Source organism: Gordonia sp. OPL2, assembly GCF_003797825.1.
Classification (GTDB): Bacteria; Actinomycetota; Actinomycetes; order Mycobacteriales; family Mycobacteriaceae; genus Gordonia.
The window spans coordinates 176,978-191,889 of sequence record NZ_RKME01000006.1 but is presented as its reverse complement, the minus strand read 5'-3'; the positions used below and the strand labels follow the sequence as shown (position 1 = coordinate 191,889).

13 protein-coding genes are annotated in these 14,912 nt (G+C 67.8%); 8 read left to right on the top strand and 5 right to left on the bottom strand.

Going from position 1 to position 14,912, the window contains the following annotated elements; translation table 11 throughout:
- The first annotated feature begins 38 nt into the window (after window positions 1-38).
- Both EEB19_RS08960 and EEB19_RS08955 read left to right on the top strand, forming a co-directional pair.
- On the top strand, window positions 39-1,655 hold the full coding sequence (locus EEB19_RS08960; protein ID WP_187585267.1) for a peptide chain release factor 3: 1,617 nt from the start codon (window positions 39-41) through the stop codon (window positions 1,653-1,655).
- Between the two features lie 9 nt (window positions 1,656-1,664).
- Complete coding sequence (locus tag EEB19_RS08955) at window positions 1,665-2,459, top strand: hypothetical protein (protein WP_187585265.1); 795 nt, start codon at window positions 1,665-1,667, stop codon at window positions 2,457-2,459.
- A gap of 22 nt (window positions 2,460-2,481) precedes the next feature.
- Here EEB19_RS08955 and EEB19_RS08950 read toward each other — a convergent pair whose 3' ends face one another.
- Window positions 2,482-3,492 carry an enoyl-CoA hydratase/isomerase family protein gene (locus EEB19_RS08950; RefSeq protein WP_187585264.1) on the bottom strand — a complete coding sequence of 337 codons (1,011 nt, stop codon included), beginning with the start codon at window positions 3,490-3,492 and terminating at the stop codon, window positions 2,482-2,484.
- A gap of 196 nt (window positions 3,493-3,688) precedes the next feature.
- On the opposite strand from EEB19_RS08950, the gene EEB19_RS08945 reads away from it, so the two are divergent.
- The 3 genes from EEB19_RS08945 (at window position 3,689) to EEB19_RS08935 (ending at window position 7,022) form a co-directional block, all read left to right on the top strand.
- Window positions 3,689-5,239 carry an ABC-F family ATP-binding cassette domain-containing protein gene (locus EEB19_RS08945; RefSeq protein ID WP_187585262.1) on the top strand — a complete coding sequence of 517 codons (1,551 nt, stop codon included), beginning with the start codon at window positions 3,689-3,691 and terminating at the stop codon, window positions 5,237-5,239.
- A 39-nt stretch (window positions 5,240-5,278) separates the two neighbouring features.
- Window positions 5,279-6,019: an alpha/beta fold hydrolase gene (locus EEB19_RS08940; RefSeq protein ID WP_187585260.1), complete on the top strand. Its 741-nt coding sequence runs from the start codon at window positions 5,279-5,281 to the stop codon at window positions 6,017-6,019.
- Between the two features lie 154 nt (window positions 6,020-6,173).
- On the top strand, window positions 6,174-7,022 hold the full coding sequence (locus tag EEB19_RS08935) for an SGNH/GDSL hydrolase family protein (RefSeq protein WP_187585413.1): 849 nt from the start codon (window positions 6,174-6,176) through the stop codon (window positions 7,020-7,022).
- 21 nt (window positions 7,023-7,043) lie between these two features.
- Here EEB19_RS08935 and EEB19_RS08930 read toward each other — a convergent pair whose 3' ends face one another.
- Together EEB19_RS08930 and EEB19_RS08925 are read right to left on the bottom strand one after the other, a co-directional pair.
- Window positions 7,044-7,313, bottom strand: a complete 270-nt coding sequence (locus tag EEB19_RS08930) for a hypothetical protein (protein ID WP_187585258.1) — start codon at window positions 7,311-7,313, stop codon at window positions 7,044-7,046.
- A gap of 20 nt (window positions 7,314-7,333) precedes the next feature.
- Window positions 7,334-8,992 carry a sodium:solute symporter family protein gene (locus EEB19_RS08925; RefSeq protein ID WP_187585256.1) on the bottom strand — a complete coding sequence of 553 codons (1,659 nt, stop codon included), beginning with the start codon at window positions 8,990-8,992 and terminating at the stop codon, window positions 7,334-7,336.
- A 168-nt stretch (window positions 8,993-9,160) separates the two neighbouring features.
- On the opposite strand from EEB19_RS08925, the gene EEB19_RS08920 reads away from it, so the two are divergent.
- From EEB19_RS08920 to galK, 3 genes are read left to right on the top strand one after another with little or no spacing between them, the layout of a single operon-like run.
- Window positions 9,161-9,955 (top strand): DeoR/GlpR family DNA-binding transcription regulator, encoded by a 795-nt coding sequence (locus EEB19_RS08920; RefSeq protein WP_187585254.1) that lies wholly within the window; start codon window positions 9,161-9,163, stop codon window positions 9,953-9,955.
- Entirely contained in the window at window positions 9,952-11,148 is a 1,197-nt protein-coding gene (galT, locus tag EEB19_RS08915) for a galactose-1-phosphate uridylyltransferase (protein WP_187585252.1), read from the top strand. Before EEB19_RS08920 ends, galT begins: the two co-directional genes overlap by 4 nt.
- Window positions 11,145-12,254: a galactokinase gene (gene galK / locus EEB19_RS08910; protein ID WP_187585250.1), complete on the top strand. Its 1,110-nt coding sequence runs from the start codon at window positions 11,145-11,147 to the stop codon at window positions 12,252-12,254. Before galT ends, galK begins: the two co-directional genes overlap by 4 nt.
- A 45-nt stretch (window positions 12,255-12,299) precedes the next feature.
- Here the strand turns inward: galK and EEB19_RS08905 are convergent, their stop codons facing one another.
- Entirely contained in the window at window positions 12,300-13,097 is a 798-nt protein-coding gene (locus EEB19_RS08905; RefSeq protein WP_187585248.1) for an aldose 1-epimerase, read from the bottom strand.
- The gene (locus tag EEB19_RS08900) at window positions 13,094-14,899 is read right to left on the bottom strand and encodes an ABC-F family ATP-binding cassette domain-containing protein (RefSeq protein WP_187585246.1); all 1,806 of its coding nucleotides are present in this window, start codon (window positions 14,897-14,899) and stop codon (window positions 13,094-13,096) included. Before EEB19_RS08900 ends, EEB19_RS08905 begins: the two co-directional genes overlap by 4 nt.
- Window positions 14,900-14,912: the final 13 nt, after the last annotated feature.

Here is a 14,912-nt window from a genome sequence, read left to right as displayed (position 1 = left end):
TTTTGCCCAGTACACGGGCCGACCGGTAGCCTCGTCGGGTGAGTTCTGATGCTGCCACCGTGGGTCGTGAGGTGAAGCGGCGTCGCACCTTCGCCATCATCAGCCACCCCGACGCCGGTAAATCGACCATGACCGAGGCGCTGGCCCTGCACGCCCGGATGATCAGCGAGGCGGGCGCCATCCACGGAAAGGCCGGACGCAAGTCGACGGTCTCCGACTGGATGGAGATGGAGAAGGCGCGCGGGATCTCGGTGAGTTCGACCGCCCTGCAGTTCAACTACACCAGCGAGCACGACGGGCCCGACGATGCACCGCACGTGATCAACCTCGTCGACACCCCCGGCCACGCCGACTTCTCCGAGGACACCTACCGCGTGCTCACCGCGGTCGATGCGGCGGTCATGCTCATCGACGCCGCCAAAGGCCTCGAGCCACAGACCCTCAAGCTGTTCCAGGTGTGCCGCCACCGGGGCATCCCCGTCATCACGGTCATCAACAAGTGGGACCGCCCCGGCCAGACCCCGCTCGAACTCATCGACGAGATCACCGAACGGATCGGCCTCACCCCGACCCCGCTCTACTTCCCCGTCGGCATCGCCGGCGACTTCCGCGGTCTGCTCGATCGTCGCACCGGCGAGTACGTCCACTTCACCCGCACGGCAGGCGGCGCGAAGGTGGCACCCGAGGAGATCATGGATGCCGACGCCGCGGCGGCTCGTGAGGGTGACGAGTGGACGACGGCGCTCGAGGAGAGCGAACTGCTCACCGAGATGGGCCAGGACCACGATCAGGAACTGTTCCTCGCCGGCCAGACGTCGCCGATGATCTTCGCCTCGGCGATGCTCAACTTCGGTGTCCGCCAGCTGCTGGAGACCCTTGTCGAGCTCGCACCCGCGCCCGAGGGACGCGCCGACGTCGACGGAACCGTCCGTGAGGTCACCGAGCCGTTCAGCGCGGTCGTGTTCAAGGTGCAGGCCGGAATGGACGCCAGTCATCGAGATCGCTTGGCTTACATGCGGATCGTGTCCGGCGAGTTCGAACGCGGCATGGTCGTCACACATGCACAGACCGGAAAACCGTTCGCCACCAAGTACGCTCAGGCCGTATTCGGCCGCGATCGTTCGACCGTGGACCTCGCCTACCCGGGAGACGTCGTCGGCCTGGTGAACGCGATGGCGCTCGCCCCCGGCGACACCCTGTTCATCGACCCGAAGGTCCAGTACCCGCCGATCCCGTCGTTCGCGCCCGAACACTTCTCGGCGTTGCGGGTCAACACGGCCGACAAGTACAAGCAGTTCCGCAAGGCGATGGACCAACTCGACAGCGAGGGTGTCGTCCAGGTGCTGCGCAACGACCTGCGCGGCGACGCATCTCCGGTGCTCGCGGCAGTCGGGCCCATGCAGTTCGAGGTCGTCACCGCACGGATGAAATCCGAGTTCGGTGTGGCCACTACGATCGAGCCGCTCGGATACTCACTGGCACGCCGCACCGACGCCGACAGTGCCGTCGAACTGGGTCGCCAGCGCGGCGTCGAGGTCTTCACGCGGACCGATGGCGCGCTCCTCGCGCTGTTCAGTGACAAGTGGCGACTTCAGTACGTGGAGAAGGAACATCCCGATCTCACCCTGGAACCCCTTGTCGCAACAGCGGATTGAGGACACACTGTGCACAGGTCACCGGGCCGTGTCCTCGCCTCGGCTGTCGCTCTCGTCGCGGTGACCGGGCTGGCGGCCTGCTCCTCGTCGGAGCCGGACGCATCGTCGTCATCGCCGGCGTCGTCGGCACCGCCCACCGAGTCCGCGCGGCTGGATGCGGCGCAGTGCCGCGACGAACCGTCGCAGGGGCGGATCGACCGCACGGCCCACGGACTGACGTTCCGTACCGGCGAGATGCGTGTCGCCGTCGGCAGTGGCATGAGCACTGCCCGCGACAACCCGGGCGGCATACCCACGTCGACCTCCGCCGACGACGACTCCGCATGCTTCGGATTCACCAAGTGGGGCAACCCGAGTCCCGAGGTACCGCCGGACAGCCTGTTGTTCGTGTTCCGCGGTCCCGGGACCGACGGCGCCCAGATCGAGTTCCTGGTCGGCGAACTCACCGGAGGTGTGCTGCCGCCCATCGGATCGGTCCGTCCCACCGTCGGGCCGCTGACCAAGCCGATCAACGCGACTGTCGGTGTCTCCGTGGCCGGTTCGTATTATCAAGCCGGTACGTGTGCCCTGAAGATCAGCTCGATGTCCACCGATCGGGCGTCGGGCACCTTCACCTGCCCGACCGCGACACGGACCGACGCCAATCCGCTGGCCCCCGACGACGACGTCCCCTACGACGCCGACGACTCGTCGACCGAGTCCACATCGCCCTCAGGACCGTCGGCGAGCGGCGCGAAGTCGCCGGCGGTCATCGGCCGGCCGACGACGGTGACGCTCACCGGGTTCTTCGAGATGACCCCCTGACGCGGCTTCGGACTTCGACGCCCTAGGCCGTCGCCACGCCGACGATGCGTGCCACGACCTCCGGATCGACATCGTCGATCGACGACGGGTCGAACGCGGGGTTGCGATCCTTGTCGACGAGGACCGCTCGGACACCTTCGGCGAAGTCGTGGGTCGCGGTGATCTCCTCGGCCGCATGCAGTTCGCGATCGAAGCAGTCGTCGAGAACCGATCGCGCACCCGCCTCGAGCATCGCGGCGGTGACCCACAGACTGGTCGGCGACGCCTTCTCGATCTGGTCCACCGCCGCAGCCGCCCAATCGTCGCCGACGGCTCCACGCAGGCCGCCGACGATGGCCGAGACGTTCGTGTCGGCAAAGTACTCACCGATCTTGCGCAGCGGCAGGCCGGTTCCGGGCCGGTCGCGGAAATCGCCGAGTACCTCGACGAGCGGTGTGCCGGAACGCAACTGCTCGGTGACCGACTCGATGTACTCGGACGCGACGAAATGGGTCGCCATCCCGACCTCGACGGCATCGGCGCCGCGGATTCGGGACCCGGTCAGTCCGAGCCACATGCCCACGCCGTCGGGCAATCGCGGCAGGAAGTACGTCGATCCGATGTCGGGAAAGAACCCGATCGCGGTCTCCGGCATGGCGATCAGCGCCCGCTCGGTGACGATGCGCACCTCGCCGTGGACGCTGATGCCGAGGCCGCCACCCATCGCTGCGCCGTCGATCACCGAGATGTAGGCCTTCGGATAGTTCGCGACGAGCTGATCGAGCCGGTACTCGCTCATGAAGTAGTGCCCGACGGCCCGCCGGTCACCGGCCACTGCGTGTTCGCGGATTGCCCGGATGTCACCACCCGCGCAGAACGCCCGATCGCTCGCACTCGTGACCAGGACGCTCTCGATCGAGTCGTCATCGGCCCAGTCCTCGAGGGTCCGGTGCATGTCGTCGATCATCGTCTGATCGAGCGCGTTGAGTGCTGCGGGGCGGTCGAGGACGATCTCCCCGACGCCGTTGACGACCGAGGTCCGTAGGAACGACATGGGGCCACGGTAGCGGCCGCAGGAAATGGGTGGCGCGCCCGCCCGGGGACGCGTTACCGTGGACGTCGGCCGGCACGGTCCGGCACCCATCGTCGCAAGGAGTGATGTCGCAGTCATGAACATCTGAGGTCGGTTCACCGCCGTCGCGCGCGATCCTGCAGCCACGGCGACCGTTGCACACCTCAGGAGTCGTCTCATGACCGTATCCTCATCCGGCACCACCTCCACGCCTGCCATCACTCTCTCGGATGTCTCGTTCGGCTGGCCCGACGGCACCGGCGTCTTCGATCACGTCTCGCTCACCGTCCCCGACGCGGTCTACTCGCTGGTCGGCGCCAACGGCGCCGGCAAGAGCACGCTGCTGCGGCTCGTCTCCGGCGATCTCGCACCCCGGACGGGCAGCGTGTCGGTCCGCGGCGACGTCGGTCTCGTGGTCCAACACCCGTACGAGAATCCCGACGCGACCATCGCCGACGTCCTCGGCATCGACACAATCCGTTCCGCTCTCCGCCGGATCGAGGACGGATCGGTCGATGAAGAGGACTTCGCGACCGTCGGCGATGACTGGGACGTCGAGGAGCGTGCCGTCGGCGAGTTGTCGTCGCTCGGACTCCCCACCGACGTGGACCGTCGGGTGGGAAGCCTGTCGGGCGGCGAGGCGACCCTGTTGGCGATCGTCGCGCAGCTCATCCGCCGGCCCGGTGTCCTGCTGCTCGACGAGCCGACCAACAACCTCGACTCCGCCTCGCGCGCACGATTGTTCGATGTCATCGACCGGTTCGCGGGAGCCGTCGTCGTGGTCAGTCACGACCTCGAGCTACTCGAGCGGGTCGATGCCACCCTCGAGCTGTACCGGGGCGCCATCCGGCTCTTCGGCGGCCCCTACTCGCACTACCGGGAGACCGTGGACGCCGAGCAGTTCGCCGCGGAGGCGACCGTCGCCACAGCGGCCAACGACCTGCGCAAGCAACGCCGCGAGATGGTCGATGCGCAGATCAAACTGGATCGCCGCGCACGTACGGCCGCGACCGCGGAGCGCGAGAAGCGGGTACCGAAGATCATCGCGCATCTCCGTCGCGACGCCGCTCAGGTGTCGGCGGGCAAGCTGCGCAATGCCCATCGCGACGATGTCACCGCAGCATCGTCACGGCTGGACGCGGCTCGCGACGATGTGCGTGACGACCGGACGGCCCGGATCACCATGCCCCGACCGGATCTCGCGACCCGGGCCCAGGTGATCGACGACGACCGGCTGCGGATCGACGGTCCCGAACGCGTCGCCCTGGTGGGCCGCAATGGATCCGGCAAGACCACGCTGATCGCGGATCTCCTCGGCGCAGGCCGGGTCGTGGTCCCGTATGCGTACGTCCCTCAGCGAATCACCTTCGCCGACGACGCCCGCACGATCGCGGAGGCGCTGACCGACGCCCATCCCGACGTCCCCGTCCAGGAGGTGCGGGCACACCTCGCGCGCTTCCTCTTCCGCGGCAATCGGGCCGATCGGGCGTTGCGCGAGTTGTCCGGTGGCGAACGTCTGCGTGTGGCTATGGCATCCGCGTTGCTCGCGAATCCGACCCCGAAGTTGCTCATCCTCGACGAGCCGACGAACAATCTGGATCTCGACACCACCGAGGAATTGATGTCGGCGGTGCGGTCGTGGTCGGGTGCGCTCCTGGTGGTCTCCCACGACACCGGTTTTCTCGATCGGATCGGCATCGAACGAACCGTAGAGATGTCGGGCGACTGACCGCGACAACCCGCCGTCGGACAGGCATACTGACACCCGATGAGCGCCGCGTCCGAGATGTCGCCTGTCCCTGTCCCTGTCGTCCTCGTCCACGGACTCCGGGTGAGCGGGGCGTCGCTGCACCGCATCGCGGCCGGTATCACCGACCGGGCCGTGGCCACGCCCGACCTGCCCGGACACGGTGGACGCACCGATGAGACGTTCACCATGGACGGCGCCGTGCAGGCGGTCCTCGATGCGGCGCATGAACTCGGCGGACCGGTGATCGTCGCGGGTATGTCGCTCGGCGGCTACGTCGCGATGGCCACCGCCGGCAGGCATCCCGGCGAGGTGGCCGGCCTGGTCGCGATGTGCGCGACCGCGCAGCCCAGCAGCCTGCTCGCCGCGCCGTTCCAGGCGTTCGGTGCCGCGACGAGCTTTCTGCCCGCGCAGGCCGCGGCGATCAGCAAGGGTCTGACCCGGCTGGCCGTCGGGACCCGGGTCGCGCGCGACATGGAGGCGGGTGGGTTGGCACTGCACTCCATCCGCGACGTCGTCGGCGAACTGTCGCGATTCGACGCCCTCACCGAACTGTCCCGATATCCCGGACCGGTGGAGTTCCTCAACGGCGGTTGGGACCAATTCCGCATCCACGAGCGACGATTCGTCGCCGCCACCGACCGGGCCGAGCTGCGGGTCGTCCCGCGTGCCACCCATCTGTTCCCGCTCATCCAACCCGAACCCACCGCGATGCTGATCGAGGATTTCGCACGGAGATGCGACACCTCGTGTGTCACCTGAGCGATCGGATCGGATCGCTTTGCCCCACAGGGCACACACTCCTCCCCTACAATCCCTGGTGGCGTGCGGTATCGGCCGCACCGGGCGTGGGCGTTGTGTGAGGTGGCTGGTGATCAGGCGTGGGACACGGAGTGCGGCAACAGCACTCCTGACGATGATGCTCGCGGCGACGACCGTGATCTCGGTTGCGGTCGCTCCGTCCGCGCAGGCCGCGCCCGCCCCCACCCCGGTGCGCTACACCGGCGGCCCGTACGTCGCGATGGGAGATTCCCGGGCCTCGGGCGGCTTCTTCACGCCCACACCCGACTACTTCCTCGGGTGCAAGCGCTCGGCGTTCAACTACCCCACCATCGTGGCCGCGCTGACGCTTCCCCGCCGTTTCGTCGACACCTCGTGCGCCGGCGCGCAGGCACCCGACCTCTATGCGAACGGTCAGCACACGAACGCGGGATGGAAACCGCCTCAGGTGCATCTCGTCCCGCGGGACGCACAGCTGATCACCGTCAGCATCGGCGGCAACGACATGCGATGGGGAGCGATCCTCGGTCAGTGCACCACCGCACCCTTCACCGACCGGTTCTGCCGGTCGAACCGCCGCCTGGCCGCCGAGGTCGGATGGCGCGTGGCGCGGATGGAGAACCGGGTCACCCCGGCCCTGCGGGCGATCCGCCGCAAGGCTCCGCACGCCCAGATCATCGTCGTCGGCATCGGCGGTTTCATGGGCACGCACGGCTGCTGGCCGATGGTCCCGATCAGCGATCCGGACGTGCGCTGGATGAATCGGGTGTTCGATCGGGCCGGCGATGCCCTGCGTCGCGCCACCGCCAAGGTCGACGGCACGTTCGTCGATGCCAACCGGCTGTCGGCGGGCCATGATCCGTGTAACCTGATCACGCCCTGGTACGAGAGCGCACTGTCCAACCGGATCGCCTACCCGTACCACATCAATCAAGCCGGGGCGATCGCGGTTGCGGCGATGGTCAACGGCGTCATCCGACGCTGACCCCCGCCGCCGACGGGACCGTCAGGATCGACGGGGCGGGCGCCACGCGGCCCAGCCGATGAAGACGGCCGCGACGACGAGAAGGATGATGCCGACCCACGTGTTGGCGCCATCGCCCGCGGACATGTCGATGGGATCGGTGGACCGCGCCGCGTCGCCGGCACCGGCCTCGGCAACGGTCGGCGCGAGGCCCGCGATCAGCAGGATCACGCCGTAGATCCCCATCAGCGCACCGATGATGTTGCGGATGTCGAACAGCCGCGCGACGATCCTGTTCTTCGTGTCGTTCATCAGAGAAGCTCCTGCACTGATCAGTGGAAGACGAGGTTGAGGATGACGACGAGCGTGAGGACCACACCCGCCAGCGGGACCGGCCGGGCGATCCACGGCAGCCTGCTGTCGTCACCCAACAGCGTCGACTTGTCGGTCATCGAGTAGACGAATCCGTTCAGCTCGGCGACCGGCTTAGGTGTGGTGACCAGCGAGATCGCCACGGACAGAAGGATGTCGACGACGAAGGCGGCCGACGCCGCGATGAACGGCATGCCCTGTCCGGGCAGATTGATCACGCCGGTCTCCTGGAGGAGGAACACCACGACCGCCGCCGATGTCCCGCCGACCAGGCCGACCCAACCGGCGGTCGGCGTCATGCGTTTCCAGAACATGCCCAGGATGAAGGTGGCGAACAGCGGCGCGTTGAAGAAACCGAACAGCGTCTGCAGGTAGTCCATCAGGTTCGAGTAGCCCGATGCGATCGTCGCGGTGCCGATCGCCAGGATCACCGCGGCAACTGTCGCGACCCGGCCGACGGTGATGTAGTAGCGGTCCTCGCGGTTCTTCACCACGTATTGCTGCCAGATGTCGTAGCTGAACACGGTGTTGAACGCGGACACGTTGGCGGCCATACCGGCCATGAAGGAGGCGATCAGGCCGGCGACCGCGACGCCCAGCAGTCCGTTGGGCAGGATGTCGCGCATCATCAGCAGCATCGCGTCGTTGTAGGTGACGCCGTCGCCGGCGCCCGTGTTCTTGAGGTGGATCATGTCTCCGATCGCGGCGGCGCAGATCATGCCCGGAACGACGACGACGAAGGGGATGAACATCTTCGGGATGGCACCGATGATGGGTGCGCGCCGCGCCGAGGACATCGAGTCCGACGCCATCGCGCGCTGCACCTCGACGAAGTTGGTGGTCCAGTAGCCGAAGGAGAGGACGAAGCCGAGCCCGAAGACGATGCCGATGACCGACCACACGGGTGATTCGAAACCGCTCAGCGCCTGGCCTGGCCAGGACGACAGTTGCTCGCTGACGGTGGCGGTCACGGTGCCGTCGGGAGCGTGGGTGTCGATGACCTTCTCCTTCAGTCCGCTCCAGCCGCCGACCTTGATCAGGCCGATGACGGTGAGTGGGACCAGCGCCGCGAGGATGACGAAGAACTGCAGCACCTCGTTGTAGATGGCCGCCGACAACCCGCCGAGTGCGGTGTAGGTGAGCACCACCGCCGCGGCGACGATCAGCGAGATCCATTGGGGCCAGCCGAGAACCGCGTTGATGACGGTGGCGAGCAGGAAGAGGTTGACGCCGGCGATGAGGACCTGCGCGACCGCGAAGCTGAGCGCGTTGACGAGGTGTGCCCCGGTTCCGAAGCGTCGCCGCATGAACTCGGGGACGCTGCGGACCTTCGATCCGTAGTAGAAGGGCATCATCACGATGCCGAGGAAGACCATCGCGGGGATGGCGCCGATCCAGTAGTAGTGCATCGTCGCCAGACCGATCTGGGCGCCGTTCGCCGACATGCCCATGATCTCGACGGCTCCCAGGTTGGCCGACACGAAAGCGATGCCGGTGACCCACGCGGGCAGACGCCGCCCCGACAGGAAGAAGTCGATGCTCGTGGCCACCTGACTTCGGGCGAGGTATCCGATCCCGAGGACGAACACGAAGTAGATGGCGATCAGTACGTAATCCATCACTCCGGTGTTCAACCTGAGGATGGAGTCGGATGCCAGGTGCACGGCAACCCCCTTGTTGCGCTCAGCAATCTCAATGACCGTCAGAAACTAACAGAAGCCAACAGCAAGGCAACAGGGAACTGTGAATTTCTGTTTGATTTGGTTCGGTGTTGCTAAGATCGCGCCATGCTTGCAGCTGAGCGTCGGGGACGTGTTTTGACGGCGGTGGTGTCCCGGGGTGCCGTCCGGGTCACCGATCTGGCCGCCGAACTCGGTGTCTCGGAGATGACGATCCGGCGCGACCTCGATCAGCTCGAGGCCGAGGGCGAGCTCAACAAGGTCCACGGCGGGGCCGTGCGCGCAGACGGCGAGGTGACCGGTCGTGGCCTGGAACCGCCGTCGTCGTTGAAGGCGACCCGCGAGCCCGCGGCCAAGCGCGCGATCGCCGCCGAGGCGTTGAGGCTGGTGGAGGACGGGATGACGGTCGCGATCGGAGCCGGCACCACCACGCTGGAACTCGCGCGACTGCTGCGTGGACGAGACATCTCGGTCGTGACCAATTCCGTGTCGATCTTCGAACTGCTGACCGACCCCGCGGACGATCGTCTCGACCCCTCCCTCGTCCAGCTCACGGGCGGACAACGCACACCGTCCGACGCCCTCGTCGGCCCGATCGCCAACGCCGCGCTCGAGAGATACCGGACCGACCGGGCATTCGTCGGCACCCACGGCATCGATCCGGAGGCGGGGTTCACGACACCGAATCTCGGTGAGGCGGAGACCAATCGAAAGCTCCTCGGTACCGCCCGTTCGGCGGTGGTGTTGGCCGACCACACGAAGTACGACGAGATCGGCGCGCACCTGTTCGCCGACTTCGACCGCATCGACCGCCTCGTCACCGACTCCGGACTTCCCGACGAGCACCGCGAGACCCTTGCCGACGTCATCCTGATCACGACCGCCGAAAGCACACCACAATGAATTCGCCTGACACCGAACGACACACGCACCAGACGGAGGGGGCCGACCGAGACCCGAGCGTCCCCGCACCGACCGATCGTGCGCTGCCCGCTCGCGATCTACCGGAACCACAGGTCGCCGAACTCGCCGACGGCCGCGAGCTCCTGTTCTTCTCCGCGTCCGAGGAGGCGCCGGCACCGGGCGTCGATCACCGTGACCTGCCGGCCCGGCCGAACACCTCACCCACCCACGTTCGCCGGGACCCGCGGACCGGCGACTGGGTGATGATGGCGCCCGCCCGCCAGGAACGGACCTACAAGCCGCCGCGGCAGATGTGCCCGCTGTGTCCGGATCCGTCGGGTCGCTCGAGCGAGATCCCCGCCGCGGACTACGACGTCGCCGTTTTCGAGAACCGATTCCCGTCATTGTCGACGGCGCACGCCGGTACCGGATTCAGCCTGCCCGGGGACGACGGCGACCTCGAGATCGAGGCCGCCGGATATGGCCGATGCGAGGTGGTCTGCTTCACCAGCGATCACGACGGCGCGTTCTCCCGCCTGTCCGCAGCCCGTGCCCGCCTGGTGGTGGACACGTGGGCTCAACGCACCGAGGACCTGCTGTCGCGAGACGGAGTCGAGGAGGTGTTCTGCTTCGAGAACCGAGGCGAGGAGATCGGCGTGACCTTGACGCACCCGCACGGCCAGATCTACGCCTACCCGTTCCGGACGCCGCGCACCGCCGCCTTGCTGCGGACCGCGGCGGAACATCGGGCACAGACCGGGACCGATCTGTTCGAGTCCATCGTCGCCGACGAGATCGCCTGCGGTGAGCGGATCCTGGTGCACACCGAACACACGACGGCCTTCGTTCCCTACGCCGCGCGATGGCCCGCGGAGGTGCACATCTACCCGAAGCGGCGTGTTCGGCGTCTCGCCGAACTCACCGACGCCGAGACCGATGACCTCGCCCAGGTCTATCTCACGATCCTGCGGACGTACGACGCGCTCTACGACACGCCCCTGCCCTACATCGCATCCTGGCATCAGTACCGCGCCGGGTCGACAGAGGGCTATCTCCACGCCGAGCTGTTCTCGATCAGACGCAGCGCGGACAAACTGAAGTACCTCGCCGGATCCGAGTCGGGCCGAGACGCTTTCGTCACCGACAAGATGCCCGAGACGGTCGCAGCCGAACTGCGGAAGGCACTGGCATGAACGCGACGACGGGCCACGACGCCGACGCCTGTGCGACCACCGCTTACGCACCCGGACGGGTGAATCTGATCGGCGAGCACACCGACTACAACCTCGGCTACGCCCTGCCGATCGCGCTCGACCTCGGCACGACGGTGTCGTTCCGCCCCGCCGACGACGCCGGCGACGGCTCGGTGATCATCGCATCCTCCGACGCGGAATCCGACACCGTCAGCATCGATCTGGGCACCCGACCCGGCGAGATCAGCGGATGGGGCGCCTACATCGCCGGATGCGTGTGGGCGTTGCGCAACGCCGGGCACGAGGTTGCGGCTGGACGGATGACGATCACGTCCACGGTGCCCGTCGGATCCGGGTTGTCGTCGTCGGCGGCACTGGAATGCGCTGTCCTGCTGGCTCTCACGGCCCACTCGGAGCTGTCGGGGCATGAGCTCGCCCGCATCGCACAACGCGCCGAGAACGACTACGTCGGAGCACCCACCGGACTCCTCGATCAACTCGCGAGTCTGTTCGGCCGGGCCGACACCGCGATGCTCATCGACTTCCGTTCCCTCGAGGTCACCGGGGTACCCGTCGACGAGTCCGCGACGATCCTCGTCATCGACTCGAACTCACCGCACCGGCACGCCGCGGGTGAGTACGCCGCCCGACGCGCATCCTGCGAGGCCGCCGCCGCATCGTTGGGCGTGGCTTCGCTGCGAGATGCCGACGAGGACGCATGGCGTCGACTGCCCGAGGGCACGGAACGACGGCGGGCGCGTCACATCCTCACGGAGAATGCACGTGTGCTCGCCGCATCGGCCGCGCTGCGCGAGCGCGACGAGACTGCTCTCGGCGCCCTCATGAACGCCTCGCACGAGTCGATGCGGGACGACTTCGAGATCACCACGCCCACAATCGATCTCATCGCCGAGACGGCTCAGCTCCGCGGGGCGTACGGCGCGCGGATGACCGGCGGAGGATTCGGCGGCTCGGTGATCGCGCTGTGCACGGCGGACTCCGCCGAGCGGCTCATCGCGGAATTGCCCGACATCGTGTCGGCGGCGGGTCATCCGACGCCGACGATCCGTGTCGTGCGTCCCGGTCCGGGGGCACATCTACTCTGAACGGGCTTCCCGGCCACCGGGTTCGGTGAGCACGCGGTGGGCGGCTCACCACGTCCAGGTGGTCGTCACCAGCAGATCCTCGCCCGGGCCGACGAGATCGGGTGCGGTGTTGATCCCGTTGGGCGGACCGGTCTGTGGTTCGACGCACGTGGCGAACGGACGATGATCGAAGACCACGACCCACCGTGCGTCGCTTCGAATCCGCAGGTGGAGCAGGTCAGGCCACTCGAGGGCGACATCGACGCCGTGGGGCATCCCGAAGCAGTCGTCCAACGGCGACTCCTGTGGAGTGATCCGTCGACCGGTGGGCAGGTAATCGACGCCCCGCTCCTCCTGCCACCGCGGCCGGAAGTCCACGCGCAGAGCGCTCTCCGGCGTCGTGGTGAGCCGACGTCGGAACCAGGGATGCCAGCCCGCCTGCGCCGGAAAGGTCTCGGTGTCCGACGAGACACGCAGTGACATCACGAGTTCACCAGGCGTGATGGCCAGCGTCTGGGTCACCACGCCGTCGAAGGGCCACCACGGCCGCAGCCCGTGCCGCAGGCGCACGGAGCTGTCGTCGTCGGCGTCGATCTCCCAGAGATGATCGCGCGCAGTCCCGTGCAGCGCGTGTGGCGGGTCGTTCTGTTCGAACTCATGACGGCCACCGCGGAAGCCGAGGATGCCGTCGCGCATGCGACCGCACCACGGGACCATCGGGAAGCAGCCGTACGGTGCACCCTGCTGGAGGACCTCGTGTCCGCGGACGGTCAACGACGTCAGGCGGCCGCCCTGCGCGCTGACCCGGGCGGCGGCGTCGGACGAGCTGATGACGACGTCGGAGGTGGCCGCGTCCAAGGTCATTCGACCTTCTCGGCCGCGTCGAGCCAGGCGGCCTCCGCCGTCTCCTTGTCGTCGACCACCTGTCGCAGTTCGGCATTCAGCGTCATCAGCCGATCCGGCTCGGTCGCTGCCTCGGCCAGCGCCGCGTGCAGTCGGTCCTCTCGCGCGGTCAATTGCTCGATCTGGCGCTCGAGCCGGTTCATCGCCTTGCGCGCCTCGCGGTGCTCCGACGCGGACACGGCCGGTGCGGGTGGGGGCTCGGCCTCCGACGGCTCGAGGACCGTGGCGGTGCGACGCGGGGTCGTCGCGGAGAGTTCGCGTCGGCGCTGCAGGTACTGGTCGATGCCCCCCGGCAGGTTGGTGAGCTTGCCGTCGCCGAACAGTGCCCACGTGCTGTCGCAGATCCGCTCGATCAGGTAGCGGTCGTGACTGATGACGACCATCGTGCCCGCCCAGCCGTCGAGGAGATCCTCGAGTTGCTGCAGCGTGTCGATGTCGAGGTCATTGGTCGGCTCGTCGAGCAGAAGGACGTTCGGTTCGGCCATCAGCACCCGGGTCATCTGCAGACGACGCCGTTCCCCGCCGGACAGATCGCCGACGGGTGTGCGCTGTCTGGCGGGCGTGAAACCCAGTCGCTCGGCCAGCTGGCTCGCGGACATCTCCTTGTCGCCCACCATGATCCGCGTGGCGACCGCCTCCACGGCGTCGAGCACGCGCTGATCCTCGTCGAGGTCGTCGAGCTCCTGGCGGAGCCATCCGATGGAGACCGTCGTGCCCTCTTTACGACGACCGGGTGCGACGTCGACGTCACCGGCCAGCGCGCGGAGCAGCGTGGTCTTCCCGGATCCGTTGACACCGACGAGACCGATCCGCTCACCCGGCGTGAGACGCCACGTGAGATCGTCGAGCAGGGTGTCCCCCGCCGGGGTCGCGATCCGGGCGTCCTCCAGCTCGACGACGACCCGCCCCAGTCTGCGCTTGGCGAACGCCGACAGGGTCACCGTGTCGCGCGGCGGCGGGACGTCGGCGATGAGCCGCTCGGCCGCCTCGATCCGGTAGCGCGGCTTGGACGTCCGCGCAGGCGGTCCCCGCCGGAGCCACGCGAGTTCCTTGCGGGCGAGGTTCTGCCGCCGCTCCTCCGCCGCGTCGGCGAGGCGTGTCCGCTCGGCACGCGCGAAGATCCAGTCGTTGTAACCGCCCTCGTATTCGTCGACGCGACCGGAATGCACCTCCCAGGTGCGGCCGGCAACGGTGTCGAGGAACCATCGGTCGTGGGTGACGACGATCAGCGCGCTGCGCCGGGCGACCAGATGTTCGGCCAGCCACTGCACACCTTCGACGTCGAGGTGGTTGGTCGGCTCGTCGAGGATCAGCAGATCGGCGTCGGAGACGAGTGCCGCGGCCAGGCCGACGCGTCGTCGCTGGCCGCCGGAGAGTTCGTCGACGCGCGCGTCGAGCAGGCCCGCGATCCCTATCCCGTTGAGAATCCCACGGATTCGTGGGTCGCCCGCCCACTCGTGGACCGCCACCTCCGGCCCGCCGACGACCACCTCGGCGACGGTTGCGCCGGCCGGGAGTTCGCCTCGCTGCGTGACGGTGGCGACCTTGATACCGCCGGCCCGTGACACGCGGCCGCTGTCGGGCTCGGTGATGCCGCCGAGGATCTCGAGCAGCGTCGTCTTACCGCCGCCGTTGAGGCCGACCACACCGATCCGCTGGCCCTCGTGTACCCCGAGCGACACCGACTCCAGCAACGGCTTGATGCCGAAGCTCTTGCTGATGCGGTCGGCGTTGATCAGCGCGGACGGGTTCGAGGGTGCCACTCGGTAGACCCTA